The sequence below is a fragment of the Alteromonas sp. ABD4_190 genome (genome assembly GCF_056160105.1).
Genome location: NZ_JBSWWN010000001.1, coordinates 3,967,942 through 3,985,527, shown reverse-complemented (window position 1 = coordinate 3,985,527; position 17,586 = coordinate 3,967,942). Strand labels below are relative to the sequence as shown.

At 44.9% G+C, this 17,586-nt stretch carries 12 protein-coding genes; 4 read left to right on the top strand and 8 right to left on the bottom strand.

Annotated features, from left to right (window positions below; all coding sequences use genetic code 11):
* Positions 1-13 precede the first annotated feature (13 nt).
* A complete protein-coding gene (dnaQ, locus tag ACXAFM_RS17370; protein WP_474835521.1) occupies positions 14-733 on the bottom strand; it encodes a DNA polymerase III subunit epsilon in 720 nt (239 codons plus the stop codon).
* A 111-nt stretch (positions 734-844) separates the two neighbouring features.
* Here dnaQ and rnhA point away from each other — a divergent pair, with 111 nt between their 5' ends.
* Positions 845-1,315: a ribonuclease HI gene (gene rnhA, locus ACXAFM_RS17365; protein ID WP_474835520.1), complete on the top strand. Its 471-nt coding sequence runs from the start codon at positions 845-847 to the stop codon at positions 1,313-1,315.
* 109 nt (positions 1,316-1,424) lie between these two features.
* On the opposite strand, the gene ACXAFM_RS17360 is transcribed toward rnhA, so the two are convergent.
* Positions 1,425-2,405, bottom strand: a complete 981-nt coding sequence (locus ACXAFM_RS17360) for an NAD(P)H-quinone oxidoreductase (protein ID WP_474835573.1) — start codon at positions 2,403-2,405, stop codon at positions 1,425-1,427.
* A 214-nt stretch (positions 2,406-2,619) separates the two neighbouring features.
* Here ACXAFM_RS17360 and ACXAFM_RS17355 point away from each other — a divergent pair, with 214 nt between their 5' ends.
* The gene (locus tag ACXAFM_RS17355) at positions 2,620-3,813 is read left to right on the top strand and encodes a class I SAM-dependent rRNA methyltransferase (protein WP_474835519.1); all 1,194 of its coding nucleotides are present in this window, start codon (positions 2,620-2,622) and stop codon (positions 3,811-3,813) included.
* 109 nt (positions 3,814-3,922) lie between these two features.
* On the opposite strand, the gene ACXAFM_RS17350 is transcribed toward ACXAFM_RS17355, so the two are convergent.
* The 6 genes from ACXAFM_RS17350 to ACXAFM_RS17325 form a co-directional block, all read right to left on the bottom strand.
* Positions 3,923-4,180 carry a DUF2061 domain-containing protein gene (locus ACXAFM_RS17350; RefSeq protein WP_474835518.1) on the bottom strand — a complete coding sequence of 86 codons (258 nt, stop codon included), beginning with the start codon at positions 4,178-4,180 and terminating at the stop codon, positions 3,923-3,925.
* Between the two features lie 314 nt (positions 4,181-4,494).
* The gene (locus tag ACXAFM_RS17345) at positions 4,495-4,797 is read right to left on the bottom strand and encodes a PilZ domain-containing protein (protein WP_118495239.1); all 303 of its coding nucleotides are present in this window, start codon (positions 4,795-4,797) and stop codon (positions 4,495-4,497) included.
* 317 nt (positions 4,798-5,114) lie between these two features.
* Complete coding sequence (gene hrpA, locus ACXAFM_RS17340; protein WP_474835517.1) at positions 5,115-9,110, bottom strand: ATP-dependent RNA helicase HrpA; 3,996 nt, start codon at positions 9,108-9,110, stop codon at positions 5,115-5,117.
* 100 nt (positions 9,111-9,210) lie between these two features.
* The gene (locus ACXAFM_RS17335; RefSeq protein ID WP_474835516.1) at positions 9,211-10,557 is read right to left on the bottom strand and encodes a Na+/H+ antiporter NhaC family protein; all 1,347 of its coding nucleotides are present in this window, start codon (positions 10,555-10,557) and stop codon (positions 9,211-9,213) included.
* A 461-nt stretch (positions 10,558-11,018) separates the two neighbouring features.
* The gene (locus ACXAFM_RS17330) at positions 11,019-12,335 is read right to left on the bottom strand and encodes a helix-turn-helix domain-containing protein (protein ID WP_474835515.1); all 1,317 of its coding nucleotides are present in this window, start codon (positions 12,333-12,335) and stop codon (positions 11,019-11,021) included.
* 62 nt (positions 12,336-12,397) lie between these two features.
* Positions 12,398-13,309: a diguanylate cyclase domain-containing protein gene (locus tag ACXAFM_RS17325; RefSeq protein WP_474835514.1), complete on the bottom strand. Its 912-nt coding sequence runs from the start codon at positions 13,307-13,309 to the stop codon at positions 12,398-12,400.
* A 374-nt stretch (positions 13,310-13,683) separates the two neighbouring features.
* Between ACXAFM_RS17325 and ACXAFM_RS17320 the strand changes: the two genes are divergently transcribed.
* Positions 13,684-16,389, top strand: coding sequence for a TonB-dependent receptor (locus ACXAFM_RS17320; protein WP_474831232.1), 2,706 nt, complete (start codon positions 13,684-13,686; stop codon positions 16,387-16,389).
* A gap of 81 nt (positions 16,390-16,470) precedes the next feature.
* On the top strand, positions 16,471-17,586 hold the full coding sequence (locus tag ACXAFM_RS17315) for a metallophosphoesterase (RefSeq protein WP_474835513.1): 1,116 nt from the start codon (positions 16,471-16,473) through the stop codon (positions 17,584-17,586).

Genomic DNA, 17,586 nt, shown 5'->3' with positions numbered 1-17,586 from the left:
TAAATGTGTTTGGCTAAGACACCTCTTCTGGCTGAGGACGCCATAAGCATTTGCCACCTGCTTTTTCTACAATGTCCAAGCGAGCTTCATGCTGTGTTATTTCATCGGCGGTAGCTTTAATAACCTTTAATTTATTTGAGCTTCGCTTGACCCTGCGAATAGCGGTTGAGTCAGCATCACTACCAGAACTAGATGCTAGTTTAAGTTTGGTCTGCCCACCGGTCATTAACAGGTAAACATCTGCCAGAATTTCCGCATCCAGCAAGGCGCCGTGCAGCGTACGATGGCTGTTGTCTATACCGTAGCGTTTACACAATGCATCGAGGTTGTTTTTCTGCCCAGGGTGCATTTGGCGAGCAAGGGTCAGCGTATCCAGTACATCACATATCTGGTTGGTGATGACGCCTTTTGTTGAGGCTTCCATTCCAAACTCGTGGTCCATGAAGCCCACGTCAAATGGTGCGTTGTGAATAACAAGTTGCGCCCCTTTGATAAAGCTAACAAACTCCTGGGCAACTTGAGAAAACGTAGGCTTGTCGGCAAGAAATTCATTGGTTATGCCGTGAACTTCAATTGCCTCTTGTTCAATATGCCGGCCCGGGTTGATGTAAACGTGAAAGTGATTCCCCGTCAAACGGCGGTTAACAACTTCAACACACCCTATTTCGATAATGCGGTGGCCTTCTTTGGGGTCAATACCTGTGGTTTCAGTATCGAGAACAATTTGGCGCATGGAACCTCTACTATAATTACACTTTCATTTTTTGATAGTATATCAACCCCTTTGCAATCCGCTAAGGGAAAACACAAGATAAATTAAGCGAGTTAAACTAAAGGAAACGCTGTGGCTCAAAAGACCATTCACATTTATACCGACGGCTCGTGTCTAGGTAACCCTGGCCCGGGCGGGTACGGTGCTGTACTAATTTACAAACAGCATAGAAAAGAGTTGAGCGATGGCTTTGCCCACACCACGAATAATCGTATGGAACTGCTTGCCCCGATTGAAGCGCTCAACAGCTTAAACGAGTCTTGCAACGTTGAACTGACTACCGACAGTCAGTATGTAAAAAATGGTATTAATCAGTGGATCCATAACTGGCGAAAAAACGGCTGGCGCACTGCTGATAAAAAGCCAGTTAAAAACGCAGATTTGTGGCAACGGCTAGATGAAGCGGTGAAAAAGCACAAGATAAACTGGCATTGGGTGAAAGGTCATTCAGGACATCCAGAAAATGAGCGTTGTGATGACCTTGCACGCGGTGCTGCAGAAGCGAACCCAACAAAGCCAGATGAAGGCTTTGTTGGGAAGTAAAATAACTTAGCAAAGCGTCTTTAGTGAGAGCCTTTACTAGAAGCTCTCGCTCGTGGCTTTCACTAAGAATACTTACCGCGAGTTTTTACGACGAGCTTTTTACCACGAACTATTTCCAAGAAATGACCAACTTGCCCTGTGTGTCGTTGTTTTCCAATCGCGCATGAGGCTTATCGATATCATCAATACTATAGTGAGTATCGATATTTACATTCAGCTCTTTATTTTCAAAAGCGGGCAAACATACGTTAGAGAAATCACGTATCAAGTCCGCCTTATAGTCGTCGCTTCGATTTCTCAGTGTAGTCCCAATAATCGAGGCTCTCTTTCCTAAAAGCAAGGCCATATCAAGGTTATCAGCATACCGACCTGCTAGCATGGCTAGGTAAACCACTTTACCGTCTTGCTTCAGCACTTTAAGATTTCGGTTAAGATAATCGCCACCAACCATATCAAGCACCATATCAACACCTTCAGGCCATACTTTTTTTAGAACGTCATCAAATTGCTGCTGTTTGTAGTTAATAAGATGCTCTGCGCCATTGCTTTCACAAAGGGAAAGCTTGTCTTGGCTTGAAGCCGTTACAGCACTATGCACGCCCCAATATCGACATAGCTGAGTGGCGGCCAACCCCACACCACTTGCGCCCCCGTGTATCAAGGCTCGTTCAGCGGGCTTAATATGAGCAATCGTACGTAAACACTGAAATGCGGTGAGAAAAACTTCGGCAAGACCTGCAGCTTCAAAAAATGGCATGCCCTTAGGAATAATCATCAGGTGGGCAGGATTAACAATGACTTCAGTAGCATAGCCACCACCTGCGACCAAACCAAATACTTCATCTCCCTCTTTAAAGGTACTAACATCACTGGCAACTTCTGTTACAACACCTGCTACCTCTAACCCAAGGATTTCACTTTCCCCTGGCGGAGGTGGATAATTACCTTGACGCTGCAACGTATCTGCTCGATTTACACCGAATGCTTTTACCTCTACTTTTACTTTTCCTGATGTTAGCGATAACCCGTCGCATTCCTTAACAGTCAGTTCGCTCGGGCTACATCCCTTTTCAAAATCCACATAGCGCATACTTTGCATCTAATCCTAGTCTTAAAATTTCAATCGTAATGTGTCTACGTACTACTGTAACAATCAGTTTGGGTTTCTTTTGAGTTTATACTCATCTAGATTGGTATTATTAAACACAGAACCTCTGAAAATGCGTATAATCGCGGCCATTACCGTAAGCTTCTATGATGGCTTACATCAAATATATATTGTTTAAACTACCACGAGAGCCTACATGTCAGCACAGGTCATATTACAACCATCCAGAGATAAATCACTTCGCCGTAAACACCCTTGGGTTTTCGAGAGCGCCGTAGCTGAGTTAAAAGGCCGTGCTCGAGTTGGCGATACGGTTGACGTGTTTGACTCTGAAGGCGATTGGTTAGGAAGAGGCGCTTACTCTCCAAACTCTAAAATTCGCGTTCGCATGTGGACGTTTAAAAAAGACGAGAGCATTGATAACGGCTTTTTCTTGCGCCGTTTAGAAACTGCGCTAACGCTGCGTAAGCGCTTGTTTGACCCAGCCAAAACGAATGCGTTTCGTTGGATAGCGTCCGAAAGTGATGGCCTTCCCGGCATTACAATAGACCTGTACGACAATGTTGCCGTGGTGCAGCTTCTAAGTGCTGGCGGTGAAAAGCACCGAAATAAGATAGTGTGGGCAATCACCAAGCTAATGCCTGATGTTCACATCTATGAGCGTAGTGACGTTGATGTACGCAAAAAAGAGGGATTAGAGCCGGTAACAGGCGTGCTTCACGGCGAGCCACCCATGCAGGTTACGGTAAAAGAAAACGGCATTAATATCGTTGTAGATATAGAACATGGTCATAAAACTGGTTTTTATCTTGACCAGCGTGATAGCCGTGCCGCCGCTGCACATTACGCAAAAGATGCTGATGTACTGAACTGTTTCAGCTACACAGGCACATTCTCTTGCTATGCCCTTTCAGGTGGTGCTAAGTCAGTGACTAACGTTGATGTGTCTCAACCAGCTTTAGATTTGGCTAAACACCATGTGGCGATCAATGGATTAGATGAAGAAAAGGCGCACTATGTAAACCAGGATGTATTTAAGGCGTTGCGTGAGTATCACGAAAAGAGCAAACAGTTTGATATGGTCATACTCGACCCACCAAAATTTGTTGACAGCAAAGCTACATTAAACCGCGCTGCTCGCGGCTATAAAGACATTAATATGTACGGTATCCATGCGGTTAAATCTGGCGGATTGCTGCTAACTTTCAGCTGTTCAGGTCTTATGCCTGCAGATTTATTCCAGAAGGTTGTCGCCGACGCTGCGCTCGATGCTGGCCGCACAATAAAAATCATTGCAAGGCTAAATCAAGCGTCTGACCACCCTATTATTGGTAGCTACCCCGAAGGCTATTACCTGAAAGGTTTAGTCTGCGAAGTCACCGACGATTAGAAATGAAAAAGCGCCCTCGTTCTTATAAAAACTGGGGCGCGGATTTCACTTATTGAATTAACGATAGGTTATGCATATCGCCTTGAAAGCAAGCAAAATACCTTAAATCTTAAGAAGCGAAGGTTGCATCATTATCTGAAAAGCCATTCAATAGCGGCTGTGAAGATTCACTTACTTTCCCTTCAGTAGCCTTCTCTTTACTCTCTAATTTTTTCCATACCATTTCGTGGAAGTAAAACGCCACAGTATTAATTGCAGGCTCAACTAGTGCTACCGCACCGCCTACTACCAAGCTGCCCGTAAGTAGGTAGGCTACCGTAAAGGCTACTGAAAAGTGCATAACGGCAAAGGTAATTGTCTTTTTCATAATAATCGCTCTATCAAAAGTTGAATTCTGTTTGCCTTTACATTAATGAGAATTATTATCAATTAAGAAAGGAAATAAAAATAGAAAAAACTGAACCGCTTATTCGTTTTATTGAATGATAAATAAAAGAGCGATTAACGCTGACGCTGAATAAAGATTAGCGAAACAGGCTGCTACTAATAAAACGTAAAAGGAAAATTGGCTTTTAAGGTAATAGGATACTTAAAGCGCTCGTACATAACACTTGTACTGTGTGACGCTTTTGATGGCCATGTAAGGCGAAGTTAAATTTCGCCTTACTACATTCGATAAATCTATTTCATCTGAGAAATTTCGACGCCTATGATGCAGCTAGAATCAGATTCAGGTTCACAGCGTACGACCGTAGCTAACGCTGCTAAAGAAGGGATTTGAGAGCTAGACGACTCTATAGCAACACTAACCTGAGTGCCCACCTCAATAGAAGGTTCATCAACTTCTAACGACATACCTGTGGCGCTTATATCTTTGCACATTGCCTGCATGGTGCGGCTCGACTCATCGTCAGTAATCTGCAACTGACACGGCGAATTTACCATCATCCTGAAAAAATTTCGCTTATCGTCGTATCCCAACATGTCTACTTCTCCTGATTTTTAGCATTACGCTGACGACTACAAGTGTTGTTATAGGTTGATGGCGATAACTTGTCAATCGAACTGTCTAATTTTTATTCAACAATACTGCAAAAGTAGTATTGGTCTTACCTCAATAATTCGATGATGATGTTTTGCTATCGATTAAACACACGGCGTATGCTTATTAATTACAATTAATTAAGCCCCGCAACACACTACATTGCGGGGCTTTAATTAGTTTACCATTCTAAGTAGAAACCCTTCGCGCTTGGTAAGCTAAGCGTTACACTTTGTGTACATCGAGAGCCCCATTAAAATTAAAAGTCTGCTAAATGGAGGGTTATACGCTTCGCTGATATGGGGTATGCCGTACCAAGTTGCTGCGCAAACAGAGAAACACGCAACTCTTCTATCATCCAGCGCACATCGATAAGGGCTTGTGGTACTTTACCTTTAGGATACTTGCTGCACGCTTTTTCCCATTCCTTAATCGACTTTTCTACGGTTACCTGATGCATTCTGTCTTTGTTGGGGTCAATAGGTAGCTTCTCAAGGCGACGGGCCAAGCCTTTAATATAGCGGTTCCAATCGTCCAGCCTACTTTCACCAATTTGAGAGACAAAGCCAGGGAACACCAATGACGCAAGATGTGCTTTACAGTCACCTAAGGCGTTTATCATGGTTAGCGGCACATTACCTTTCATTTGCTTTTGGCACTGATGGGCAAGAGTAAGCCCCTGCTCTACCTGCTTAGCGATTTCTAACACTCTGTCATTAATATTCGCTCGTGTGATCTCTAAACAGGCCTCAAAATCAGCTTTATTTCGAATGTCAGTGTCGTTAGTTTTGCTATAATCACTAACAATGGCGTCGATACCCGCAAAAATACAGTCATCGATCAGCGCTTTCACTTGCCCGAATGGATTGAAATACAAACCCAGCTTGGCTTTATTGGGTAATTTACTTTGCAAATAGTTAAGCGGTGACGGCATGGCGTTTTTAATCAAGACATTTACGCCTTGCTTATGCAGCGCCTGCGCTTTATCTGCCTCTTCTATTAACGCGATATCCACCTTATCGCCTTTTTGCACTAATGCTGGGAACGCCTGTACTTCAAACCCGCCTACCTTTTGCACAAAGGTTTCCGGCAAACTTTCAAAATCCCACTGTTCGATGTTGTTGCGCTCTAACTCTGGTGTTGCGGCTTTCTCAAAGGTTTGCTTGACCTGCCCTGCGCACTGCTGTTTAAGCGCATGAAGATCATCACCTTTGGCAATATCATCACCGTTGTCGTTCACTACCGCAAAGTGCATTTTTAAATGCTTATCAAGCTGAGCAAGATTCCATTCTTCGCTTTCAATAACAACGCCAGTCATTTTACGAAGTTTATCGCTAACCGCTTCCAACAAAGCCACAGGACGGTTGTTTTTGTCCGTTTCACTGATATCGGCAAGGCAGGCATCCGCAAAGTTAGGCGCAGGCACAAAATTACGTCGCAAACGCTTAGGTAAGGTTTTAATTAAGCCTACTATGAGGTCGTGCCTTAGCCCCGGCACTAACCAATCAAAACCAACGTTATCAACTTGATTGAGTACAGGCAGCGGGATCACTACCGTTACGCCATCATCTTCAGCGTTGGGTTCAAAGTTATAGCGTAGCGGCAACGTAATATTTCCCTGGCGCCATACGTCAGGGAACGCGTTCGCTACCGACTGCCCAGGCTGCTGACGATACACGTCTTCTTCTTTAAAGGTTAAACCATCGTTACTTCCGTGCTGTCTAAACCATTTCTTAAACGCTGCATCATTATTGGCTTCAACCGGAATACGTTTAGCGTAGAAGCTTACAAGCTCTTCATCATCTACAATCAAGTCGCGACGTCGAGTCTTTTGTTCAAATTCATCCGCTTGTTCCAGCAGTGCCTGATTTTCCTGTAGGAAGCTGTAATTGAGCTTAGTATTGCCCTCTACCAAGGCTTCGCGGATGAATAGCTCGTGGCAGATTGGCGGGTCGATAAGGCTATAAACCTTCGCACGCTTCATCACTATGGGCAGCCCGAACAGAGTAACCTTTTCAAACGCGATAACCGCGCCGCGCTTTTTAGACCAATGGGGCTCTGAATAGCTTCTTTGTACAACGTGTTCAGCTAAAGGCTCTACCCACGCTGGGTCTATTTTTGCCACCATACGGGCAAATAGCTTAGAGGTTTCTACAAGCTCAGCTGCCATTACCCATTTTGGCTGAGACTTTGATAACCCTGAGCCTGGAAAAATTAAGAAGCGTGAATTGCGTGACCCCATATACTCACGGTCTTTATCTTTAAAGCCCATATGCGACAGCAAGCCGCTAGCAATAGCTTGGTGAATAGCCTGATAGTCGGCTTCTTGCTTAGAAATACCAAAGCCCAATTCAGCAATAGACTTTTTAAGTTGGCTTACAATGTCTTGCCACTCGCGCATACGTAAATAGTTGATGAAATTCTGCTTACACCATTTGCGGAGCTGATTTTGGCTTAGTGCGTTTTGCTGTTCTCTAAACGCCACCCACAAGTTGTAAAGACTTATGAAATCTGAATCTTTATCGTGGTATTCGCTGTGCTTCTCGTCTGCTTGCTGGCGTTTTTCCTGTGGGCGCTCTCGTGGGTCTTGAATTGAAAGCCCCGCCGCAATCACCATGACTTCGCTGAGCGCGTTTGTGCGCTCGGCTTCTATCACCATGCGTGCATAGCGTGGGTCGATGGGCAATCGTGCTACCTGACGACCCAGCGGGGTAAGCTGCATCTTGCCGCTTTGCTTCGTTTTTCTATTAGCTTTGCCTTTCGCAATAGCTTGGATTTCTTCAAGTAAGCGAAAACCGTCGTTGATATTGCGGTTATCAGGCGGCTGAACAAATGGAAAAGCAGCGATGTCGCCTAGCCCTAAAGCAAGCATTTGCAAAATAACCGATGCAAGGTTGGTTCGCAGTATCTCAGGATCAGTGAATTCTGGGCGGCCTAAATAGTCGTCTTCGCTGTATAGGCGAATACAAATACCATCAGACACACGGCCGCATCGCCCTGCCCGCTGATTCGCTGAGGCTTGAGATATTGGTTCAATAGGCAGACGCTGCACTTTACTTCTAGCGCTATAGCGTGAAATACGGGCAAACCCCGGGTCTATTACGTATTTGATACCGGGTACGGTTAATGAGGTCTCGGCCACGTTGGTGGCAAGAACAATGCGCCTGCCGCTGTGAGACTGAAAAATGCGGTTTTGCTCTGCAGCCGATAACCTAGCGTAAAGCGGTACAATTTCAGTATTGCGATAATGCTGTTTGCTCAAAGCATCTTGGGTGTCGCGTATCTCGCGCTCCCCACTTAGAAATACCAGAATGTCGCCCGGTGCTTCACGCATTAGCTCGTCGACAGCATTTACGATAGCATCACTTTGATCAATATCGTCATCATTGTCTTCTGGGGCGTGATAACGAATCTCTACCGGATAAGTACGACCGCTCACTTCGATAATCGGCGCATTATTAAAATGCTTAGAGAATCGCTCTGGGTCAATGGTGGCAGAGGTAATGATAAGCTTTAAATCGGGGCGCTTACCTAACAGCTGACGCAGATAGCCTAACAAGAAGTCGATATTAAGGCTTCGCTCGTGGGCTTCATCGATGATGATAGTATCGTACTGATTTAAAAAGCGATCTTGCTGCATTTCAGCAAGCAGCATACCGTCGGTCATAAGCTTAACGTAGCTTCGTTCGCTTACCTGATCGCTAAAGCGAATCTTAAAACCCACCTTTTCACCAAGGGGCGTATTTAGCTCTTCTGCTATACGAGTAGCTACACTTCGTGCCGCTAATCGTCTTGGCTGGGTGTGGGCTATCATGCCGTTTACACCGCGGCCTAACTCTAAGCATATCTTAGGGAGCTGTGTCGTTTTACCCGACCCAGTCTCACCAGCAACGATAACCACTTGGTTATTGGCTATTGCTTCTTTGATATCTTCTTTTTTGTCGCTAACCGGCAGCGGCGGATACTCAACCTTAGGAAGATTATTTTGACGCCAATTACGCTTTTCTATTGATGTGTTGATGTCGCTTTCTAGTTTCTCGAGCTGCTTTTTAAGGCTTTCTTCGCTAACCGCGTTGTCCTGTATTGAACCTTTGGGATTAGCTGCTTTTTTCTTTGCTCCTTTTCCGTCAACACCAGATGTATCATTCACTTTTTGTGCAAGCTGCGTGATCCTGCGCTTCAAACGAAACTTATCTGCGCTTAAACAATCGTCTAGTTTGTTGTAAAGAGGTTTTATAGCAAGTGGTGAAGACAAAGTGACATCCTAAAGCGAGTTTCTAATCATCAATAAAATTCGGGCGGTGATCCTAGAAGATACCGCCCTAAAAAGCCAGTGTGTTAAGCGTTACGAGAATTTAAGCGCTTTGGGTTAATTCATCGTCTTGCGCCGTTTTAAAACGGGGAAAACCAAACCAAATGGCCGCCACACCAAACACAAAAATAAGCATGGGGTACCAGCAATAAGGCGTAATGGCCAAAGGTGAAATGCCCACTACGGCCGCTGCACTCAAAAGCTGCGCACCGTAAGGTACCAAGCCTTGAAAGCTGCACGAAAAGATATCCAAAAGTGATGCGGTACGGCGTGGGTCTACGCCGTATTTTTCGTTCAGGTCTTTAGCAATTGGGCCTGCGGTAACAATCGCAATAGTATTGTTTGCTGTCGTAATGTCTAGAAAGCTGACCAAGCCAGCAATACTAAATTCCGCGCCTTTCTTAGACGTGACTTTACGGGTTAAGCGTTCGATTAACCAAGTTATACCGCCGTTAGCGTGCATTAATGCCACAATGCCGCCTATGGTTATGGCAATCATCGCCAAGTCCTGCATCCAGCCCATCCCTTTTTGAATGCTTTGCATCATAGAAAGTGGCGTAAAGCTACCCTGAACCAGACCGACTACGCAGGCACTGGCAATACCCACTGCAAGTACGCTAATGACGTTAAACCCTGTAAGCGCGAAAGCAATAATGCACAAGTACGGCACTATGCGCCAAAAATCGTAACTGCCGCCTTCAACAATGCCAGAAGTATCAACATCGACCATAAGCAGTAATGCCATGGTTACGATGCAGGCTGGCACGGCCACCATTAAGTTTGCCTTGAACTTGTCTTTAAGCTGTACACCTTGGGTACGTGTTGCTGCAATGGTGGTGTCTGAAACAAACGAGAGGTTATCACCAAACATAGCGCCGCCCACGACAATACCCAGCGCCATTTCCACCGGCAGCCCTAAATTTGTGGCAAGGCCTGCACCTATGGGCGAGAGCGCGGTAATAGTGCCCATGGACGTGCCCATTGAAAATGATATGAAACAGCAAATCAAAAACAGGCCTGGCAAAATAAGTGCAGAAGGCACAAATTGTAGCGCCATGTTAACCGTGGCATCTCGTGCACCAATATCAATAGTCACGGCATAGAATGCACCGGCTAACAGGAATATCAGCACTAAGAGAATAATGTTCTTGTCGCCACCACCTTTACAAAAGGTTTGTACCTTTTCAGAAAAGCTGACCTTTTTACCTTTCGGATTTAAATATAGTCCATACCCAGCGCTGATAAAAAACGCCACCAAAATAGGCATCGCAGTAATATCGTTTGTGGTAATGCCTGTCACTACAACAAGAATTACAAAAAGCAAAATAGGCGTTAAACCTAACGGATTGGGTACGATAGAATTTGGTGCAGTGTCGTTATTTTCGTGCACAGAAAACTCTCTTTTGGTTTTAATTGCGTAACAGCAAAAGTTTAAAGGCTACGCTGAACAGCCACCTTGAGGGTGCGAGTGCGTAAAACAAGCTTCAACAAGACCATATCTTTTTGGTCTTTGACGATGCAAAGCTAAAGCTACAAAGGATAAAAGGTTTTAAGGATATTGAAAAGACATTTACTTTCCAATGACTATGTCATATCAGGCCTAACAGATTATTACCCTCTCAATGAGACTTACAAAGTTTGTAATTGCTTCGTATTACGGCAGGTACAGTAGTTCTACGTTAAGCTGACGCGACAAAGAGTATTGCGTTGTTTAAAGTGAGACTACAGCCATCTTGTTGTTAAGGGCCAGCGTCACATAATTATATCGTAGGATTAATAGTGCACTGAGATGTCAATTACAGAGGTCTTATGCTCGACAAATAAGGGGTGAACACGCTTTACAGTTTCTGATCAACTTCTAAGTTCGCTAGGGGTTTTCCCTGTTAGTCGTTTTACCGTACGACGAAAGTTGGGCAAATCGTTAATACCCATTGCGTTGGCCGCAGCCTCGTTACTCACCTTGTGCACCGATAAAAGTAAAAGCGCGTGATTGCGCTGAACTTCTTCGGACAGAGCGCGATAGCTAGTGCCGTACTCTTTTAATTTACGTTTTAGCGTAGCTACGCTGACGTCTAGGGTTTCCGCCAATTCAGGCAACCCGATATTTGGCGACTGCGTATTGGTGGATGTACAAACGTAACGCCTCACAAAATCAGGTAAAGACAAACGGTTTTGCTGTTCAATAGACGGCCGTTTCTTCGTTTGCGTTGCGCTGTTACTCAATAAACTTTCTAAAGAAACGTGCGGTTTAACAGAGTCTGTAGGCCGAGCCGTCAGCCCTAAGGGTTGGCTTACTACACCTTTTTCAATGCAAATACTGTTGAAACGGCTATTAAACGATAATTTAAGCCCAAGGTGCGTTTCATAATCAGCAATATTTTTCGGTCGACTGCCTGTGAAGGTAAAAGACAAAGCTATTCGCTTATTCGCAATATTTTTAATGAGCGCCACCAGCGTTGCAAATGCCACTTCGAGAGTGAACTGAAGCTGTTTGCTACTTGTGCCTGTAAACTGAGGCACTAATATTATTTTGTCGGTACTTTCAAACCGCTGAAACTGACATAGCGGTAAGCTACACCACCTAAATGTTTGGCGTTGAGTAAGGTGTAAAAGTAGCTGCTCAATATTTTCACATGTTTTAAGCACATGTAGCGGACTAGTAAGCCACTGCGAAGCGAAAGCACCACCCAGTAAAAAACTGACATCGTTACCTTTGGTTTGGCTGTGAACATTGGCTAACAGCGATGAATATTGGTTTATGCTTACTAACGAATTGTGTTGTAACGACTCCTCAAAAATACCTGTACCGCGCAAGAGCTTATTCTTATTACCGCCACGAGAGAGCGCTACATTGAGTACTGCCTGTACCAGCCAATACCCAGCGATCACTTTATCTTGGCTAGACATCACTACATGATAGCTACCAGCACTATCACTACCGGTGACATCCATGCTAAGCCCATCAGCATCACCATTTACAGAGACACCCACCGCTAACTCACCAACATCACCATTTACAGAGACACCCACCGCTAAATCATCAACATCACCTTTTGCAGAGACACCCACGCTAGATACACGTGTTGAGTGACACCGCTCAGCACCTACAACTGTATCTTCGTTTGCAGAATCTCGTAGTGCGTTGATTCGTGGTAACGTTAAATCCATTAGATATTCACCGCAGGTATCTTCGTGCAAATACACCAACTAGTCTCACCAAACTGTCCAAACTACGCTGCACTGTCATGAGAACGCTCAAGCTCTAACAGCATGGTGTTAAGCACAGTCGCAAGGCGCTGATTAGGTAACAGCGTCACTTGAGCACTGCGTGCGGTGGTGTAAATAGCGTTGGCATTGAGGCTATGTCTAAAAGACAAATGCTGAATACTTACTTTGATATCATTCAGAATAACATCGGCCTGCATGGGCGAGACGTCTGGCATCAAAATAGCAAACCTATCACCAGCGTAACGGCACGCTAGATCTTGCTGGCGCAAATTCATGATCACCAATTGCGCAATGTCGTGCAGATACCTGTCGCCTTCTGTATACCCGTGCTTTTGGTTAAACAAAGAGAAGTTATTGATATCGATGATGGCAATTACAGCCGACTTCCCGGATTGCTGTAATTTATTTATTTGTGCTTTCCAATACTCTGCACGGTAAAGTTGAGTAATAGGATCGATAGCATCGTGATCCCGAACGTCCCATTCACGACGTCGCAATTGCAAATTTAACGCACGCTGCTCTAGGTGCCATTGATAAAGTGCCGCGGTCATCACTACCATCCCCACCGCAGCAGGGTAAGACTCAATCATACTTATCCAGTAAGCGGATTCGGGGTAATGAAAAAATTCGTCTAAAAAATCTAAACTGACAGAAAACAAGAAACAGCCTAGCCCTATAATAAGAAGGCTAGTTACTTTTCCAGGAGGACGGCTAGCGAGCGCTGCTAGCATCCACGCAAGCGTTAAAAAGGCGATGCTCCCCTCCCCCACAATATCTAGGCCAGATATCACGGTGCTTTCTTTTGCATTGCCAAATATAAAAGCTAGGCAAACCGCCAAAGTTACCACGCACAACGTAAATACCAACCAAAGCTTGTGATGTCTAAACTGCGTTGAATTTGTAAAGGTAAACATAATGCTCTCTTTGGATATCTCTAATATTGAATACATCACGCGCCAGTCCAGCGGCTTCCAGCGCTTAAAACAAAACGAGAGTCTTGCCCAAATTTGATGAAACTGTCGAGGGTCAGTTTGGCTCATCAATGTGACATATTGATGGCAACCTAATCAAAGAACGCAAAAAAACAAGCAAAAACCATACAAAATCATAAACTTAAGCCAGGGTCAATTTAGCTCACCGATTTGAGAATTAGCGACATTTGCCGTAAGTAAGCCCCATGTTCCACTCAATCGTCATATAACTGTCATGGAGCATTCTTAGGGTACTTAGTCATTAACTTAGCACTTACTTCACACTCCTATTGACTGCTTAATTGATTGGAAAATAAATGAAAATTAAAACCGCGTACTCTTCTCTTACACTTGCCTGCGTAGCGGCGCTAGGCCTTAGCGTTGCGTCGCCTGCTTTAGCGGCGGATGGTGTCATTATTGGTTCAGTAAAAGACGCCGCCAAAGCACGCAGCTATACAGGCGCACAAATTAGAATTGTCGAGCTAGGACTTGTGACCGAAGCTGGCAGAGACGGCACGTTTCGCTTCCCTTCTATTCCTGAAGGCACTTATACCTTAGAAATCTCTTATCTTGGTGAAGATACCGTCACGCAAACGATTAACGTGACAGATAATGGTATTGCCCGCGCTGCCGTCGAATTTGGTAGCGGCGATACCATCGATGAGATTCTGGTGCGCGGCCAACGAAGCGGACAGGCAAGCGCCATTAACCAGCAACGCGTATCTGACCGTATCTCGTCTATTGTTTCGGCAGACGCTATTGGTCAATTTCCTGATCAGAATGCTGCGGAATCGCTACAACGTTTGCCCGGCCTTTCTATAGAACGTGACCAAGGCGAAGGTCGCTTTGTGGGAATTCGCGGTATCGATCCAAACCTTAATAACGTAACCATTAACGGGCTTAATATTCCCTCGCCGGAGTCAGGCGTGCGCTCTGTTGCCCTTGACGTTATTCCCTCAGAACTTATTCAAACATTAGAAGTATCGAAATCTGTAACCCCAGATATGGATGGCGACGCCATTGGTGGCTCGGTGGCGGTAAAAAGCGTAAGTGCCTTTGACAAAGCCCGTGATACAGCAAGCGTTACCGTACAAGCAAGTCAGAATGATTTAGTGGATAAAACCAGTCCTAAACTGTCTGGCACCTTTACTAAAAAGCTTTCATCTGAATGGGGCGTGGCCGGTGCTATCTCTTACTTTGACAGAGACTTTGGTTCAGATAACGTTGAAAGTAACGGAGATGATGAGCTTGAGCAACGTGACTACACAATTACTCGCGAACGTTTAGGTAGTGCGCTGAATATTGATTTTCGCCCCGACTTCAACAACCAGTATTTCCTTCGCACACTTTACAGCGAATTTTCTGATGACGAATACCGTCAAGGCAACATTTTCACTTTCGACGGTGAAGACTCGGAAATAGAAAGAGAAAGTAAAGATCGTTACGAAAGCCAAAGCATCTTTACTGTGGCACTAGGTGGTGAGCACCAGTTAGAAACGTGGAGAGCAAACTGGCAACTTGGTTATGCAAAGTCTGATGAAGACGAACCAGACGCTTTGTATTATGTATTTAAAACAGAAAACGACAGCATTGATGCTGATCTAAACACCATGCGCCCAACGGTTTCGCAAAACGCTGATGCCATGGACTTATCTACCTACGAGGTAGATGAAATTAGCTTTGAAGATAACTACACGAAAGATACCGAAACCAGTATTAAATTTGACGCATCACGACCTATAAACCTGGGTGGGTACATTGGTGAATTCAAATTCGGTTCAAAATACCGCAGCCGAGAAAAAGACAGAGACAGCAGCATCACGATTTTTGATGGTGACTTTGACGGGCTAGATGCCTCTCAGTTTGGTACTGCTAGCCCAGAGTATGCACTCGGTGACTTCGGTCCAGGGCTTAATCGCGGCGTAATGCGCAGCTACTTTAACGATAACCGCTCAAGCCTTGAAGTAGACAGCCTTAATTCAGAAGTTGAATCTCGCGGTGCCACATATGTAAACGAAGAAGATATTTTTGCGGCCTACGTAATGGGCAGCGTTGATATTGAAAAGCTTCACTTGGTCGCCGGTGTTCGCTATGAGCGCACCGACTTTTCAACGTCAGGCATGCGCGTCGAGCTAGTTGAAAACGAACAAACTGATGTAGAAGAAGTGGTCAACACACCATGGGAAGCTGAGCGTGATTATGACTACTGGCTACCGAGTGTAAACGCCAGATATACGTTTTCTGACAAGCTACAGCTTCGTGCCGCCTACACGCAAACCATTTCACGTCCAAAATTTGAAGATGTGGCTGCGTTTCAAATTATCGAAAGTAAAACCGAAGAAGACGACGGCGTATTTGTAACTGAACGTGAGGCAGAAGTGGGCAACCCAGAGCTTCAACCTTATGAAGCGCAAAACGTTGATTTGTCAGTTGAATACTACCCTGGTGACATTGGCGTAATTTCAGCAGGATTGTTCTATAAGAATATCGACAACTTTGTTGTGTATGCAGATGTTGCAGGTACCACTGGCTGGGAAGGTTTTGAAGAAGTTATTCAGCCAATAAATGGTGACTCTGCTGATTTGACGGGCTTAGAACTGTCTTGGGTCAAAGCCTTTAACAACGGGTTTATTGTATCTGCGAACGCAACGTTCACGGACTCTGAAGCCACCACATTCTTAGACGGCGAAACTTTCGAAACTCAGTTACCTAACCAGTCAGATCGCATTGGCAACTTAACCATTGGTTACGAAGCGAATGATTTCAGTGTACGACTTGCTACCACGTATAAAAGTGAAAACTTCGAAGAAATTGACGGTGACATGCTGAGGTTTGAAGATGACCATGTACAAATTGATTTCATGGCCCGTTATTACATTAACGACAGCATGCAGGTGTATTTTAACGGCATAAACCTAGGTGACGAGCCTTTCTATAACTACTTTGATACGCGCAGTCAAAACGCGCAGTACGAAGAGTATGGCCGTACTTTCGAGCTAGGTTTTACTTGGCAGCTAAATTAATCACTTTTATTTGTTGTTAATGTTCAGATGTTCGCAAGCTTCTAAAATGGGGCTTGCGTCATCTGCTTTTGAGAGTCTTTCATGCACGGTTTACCCAAACTCGCCCCAACCACAAAGCCAACATTCGCAACCTTGTTTGCGGTTGCGTTTTGTTTCACCTGCTGCCTTACCTCAGATTTTGTAAAGGCAGAGCAAACAAGCCCCGCTTACTCCGCGGCAAAAACTAACGTAGCTATTGAAAATGCGAAGGCTACCAACGAGCAGTATTCACATAGTTACTATGCGCACACCACGATTGAAGGTTTATCGGTACCGGATGACGCGGTTTCTTTTTTAACGTTAGGTGATTGGGGCCGCAACGGTCACTTTTATCAAAAACACGTTGCTAAATGGCTAGATATTGCAAGTTACCAACTAGACGCAGAATTTATCGCAACCACCGGCGATAACTTCTACGACAATGGTGTTGCCTCAGTTGACGACCCTTACTGGCTGTCTTCTTACGAAAACATTTATCATCAACCTCATTTATTCATCGACTGGTACCCTGTGTTGGGAAACCATGACTATCGAGGAAACTGGCAGGCGCAAATAGATTACAGCACTAAGAGTCGACGTTGGGAAATGCCGGCGCAGTATTACAGTAAGACGTTAAAGCTTGACGATGGAAGCTCAGCTCTCTTGTTGTTTATCGATACGTCTCCGCTAAACCCCGACTATGCAGGCGAAGCTAAATACCAAGAAGCTTACTCACAAGGAGCATCTAAACAGCTTGATTGGATAAATACTATGTTAGGCAACGATCAACACACCTGGAAAGTTGTCGTAGGCCATCATCCACTTTATTCAAGTGGTAAACGCTACGGTAAAACAGACGCTATCAAAGACGTGTTAGAACCCCTTTTCCACGAACATGGCGTGAACCTTTACATTGCCGGACACGAGCACGATCTTCAACACAACCAATTACCCGGGGATGACCTAGTGCACGTAGTGTCCGGTGGCGGCTCAGAAGTGCGCCCTGTTAGTAACTACGACTTTACACAATTCGCAAAATCGACCGGCGGCTTTGTCAGTGTGAGCATGACAGCTAAAAACATCTTCCTTAATTACATCGATCACAATGGGAAGACGATTTACACCCACACAATGAATAACGCCCGCACAGTATCTTCGCCGACCACGATTCAGGATTAA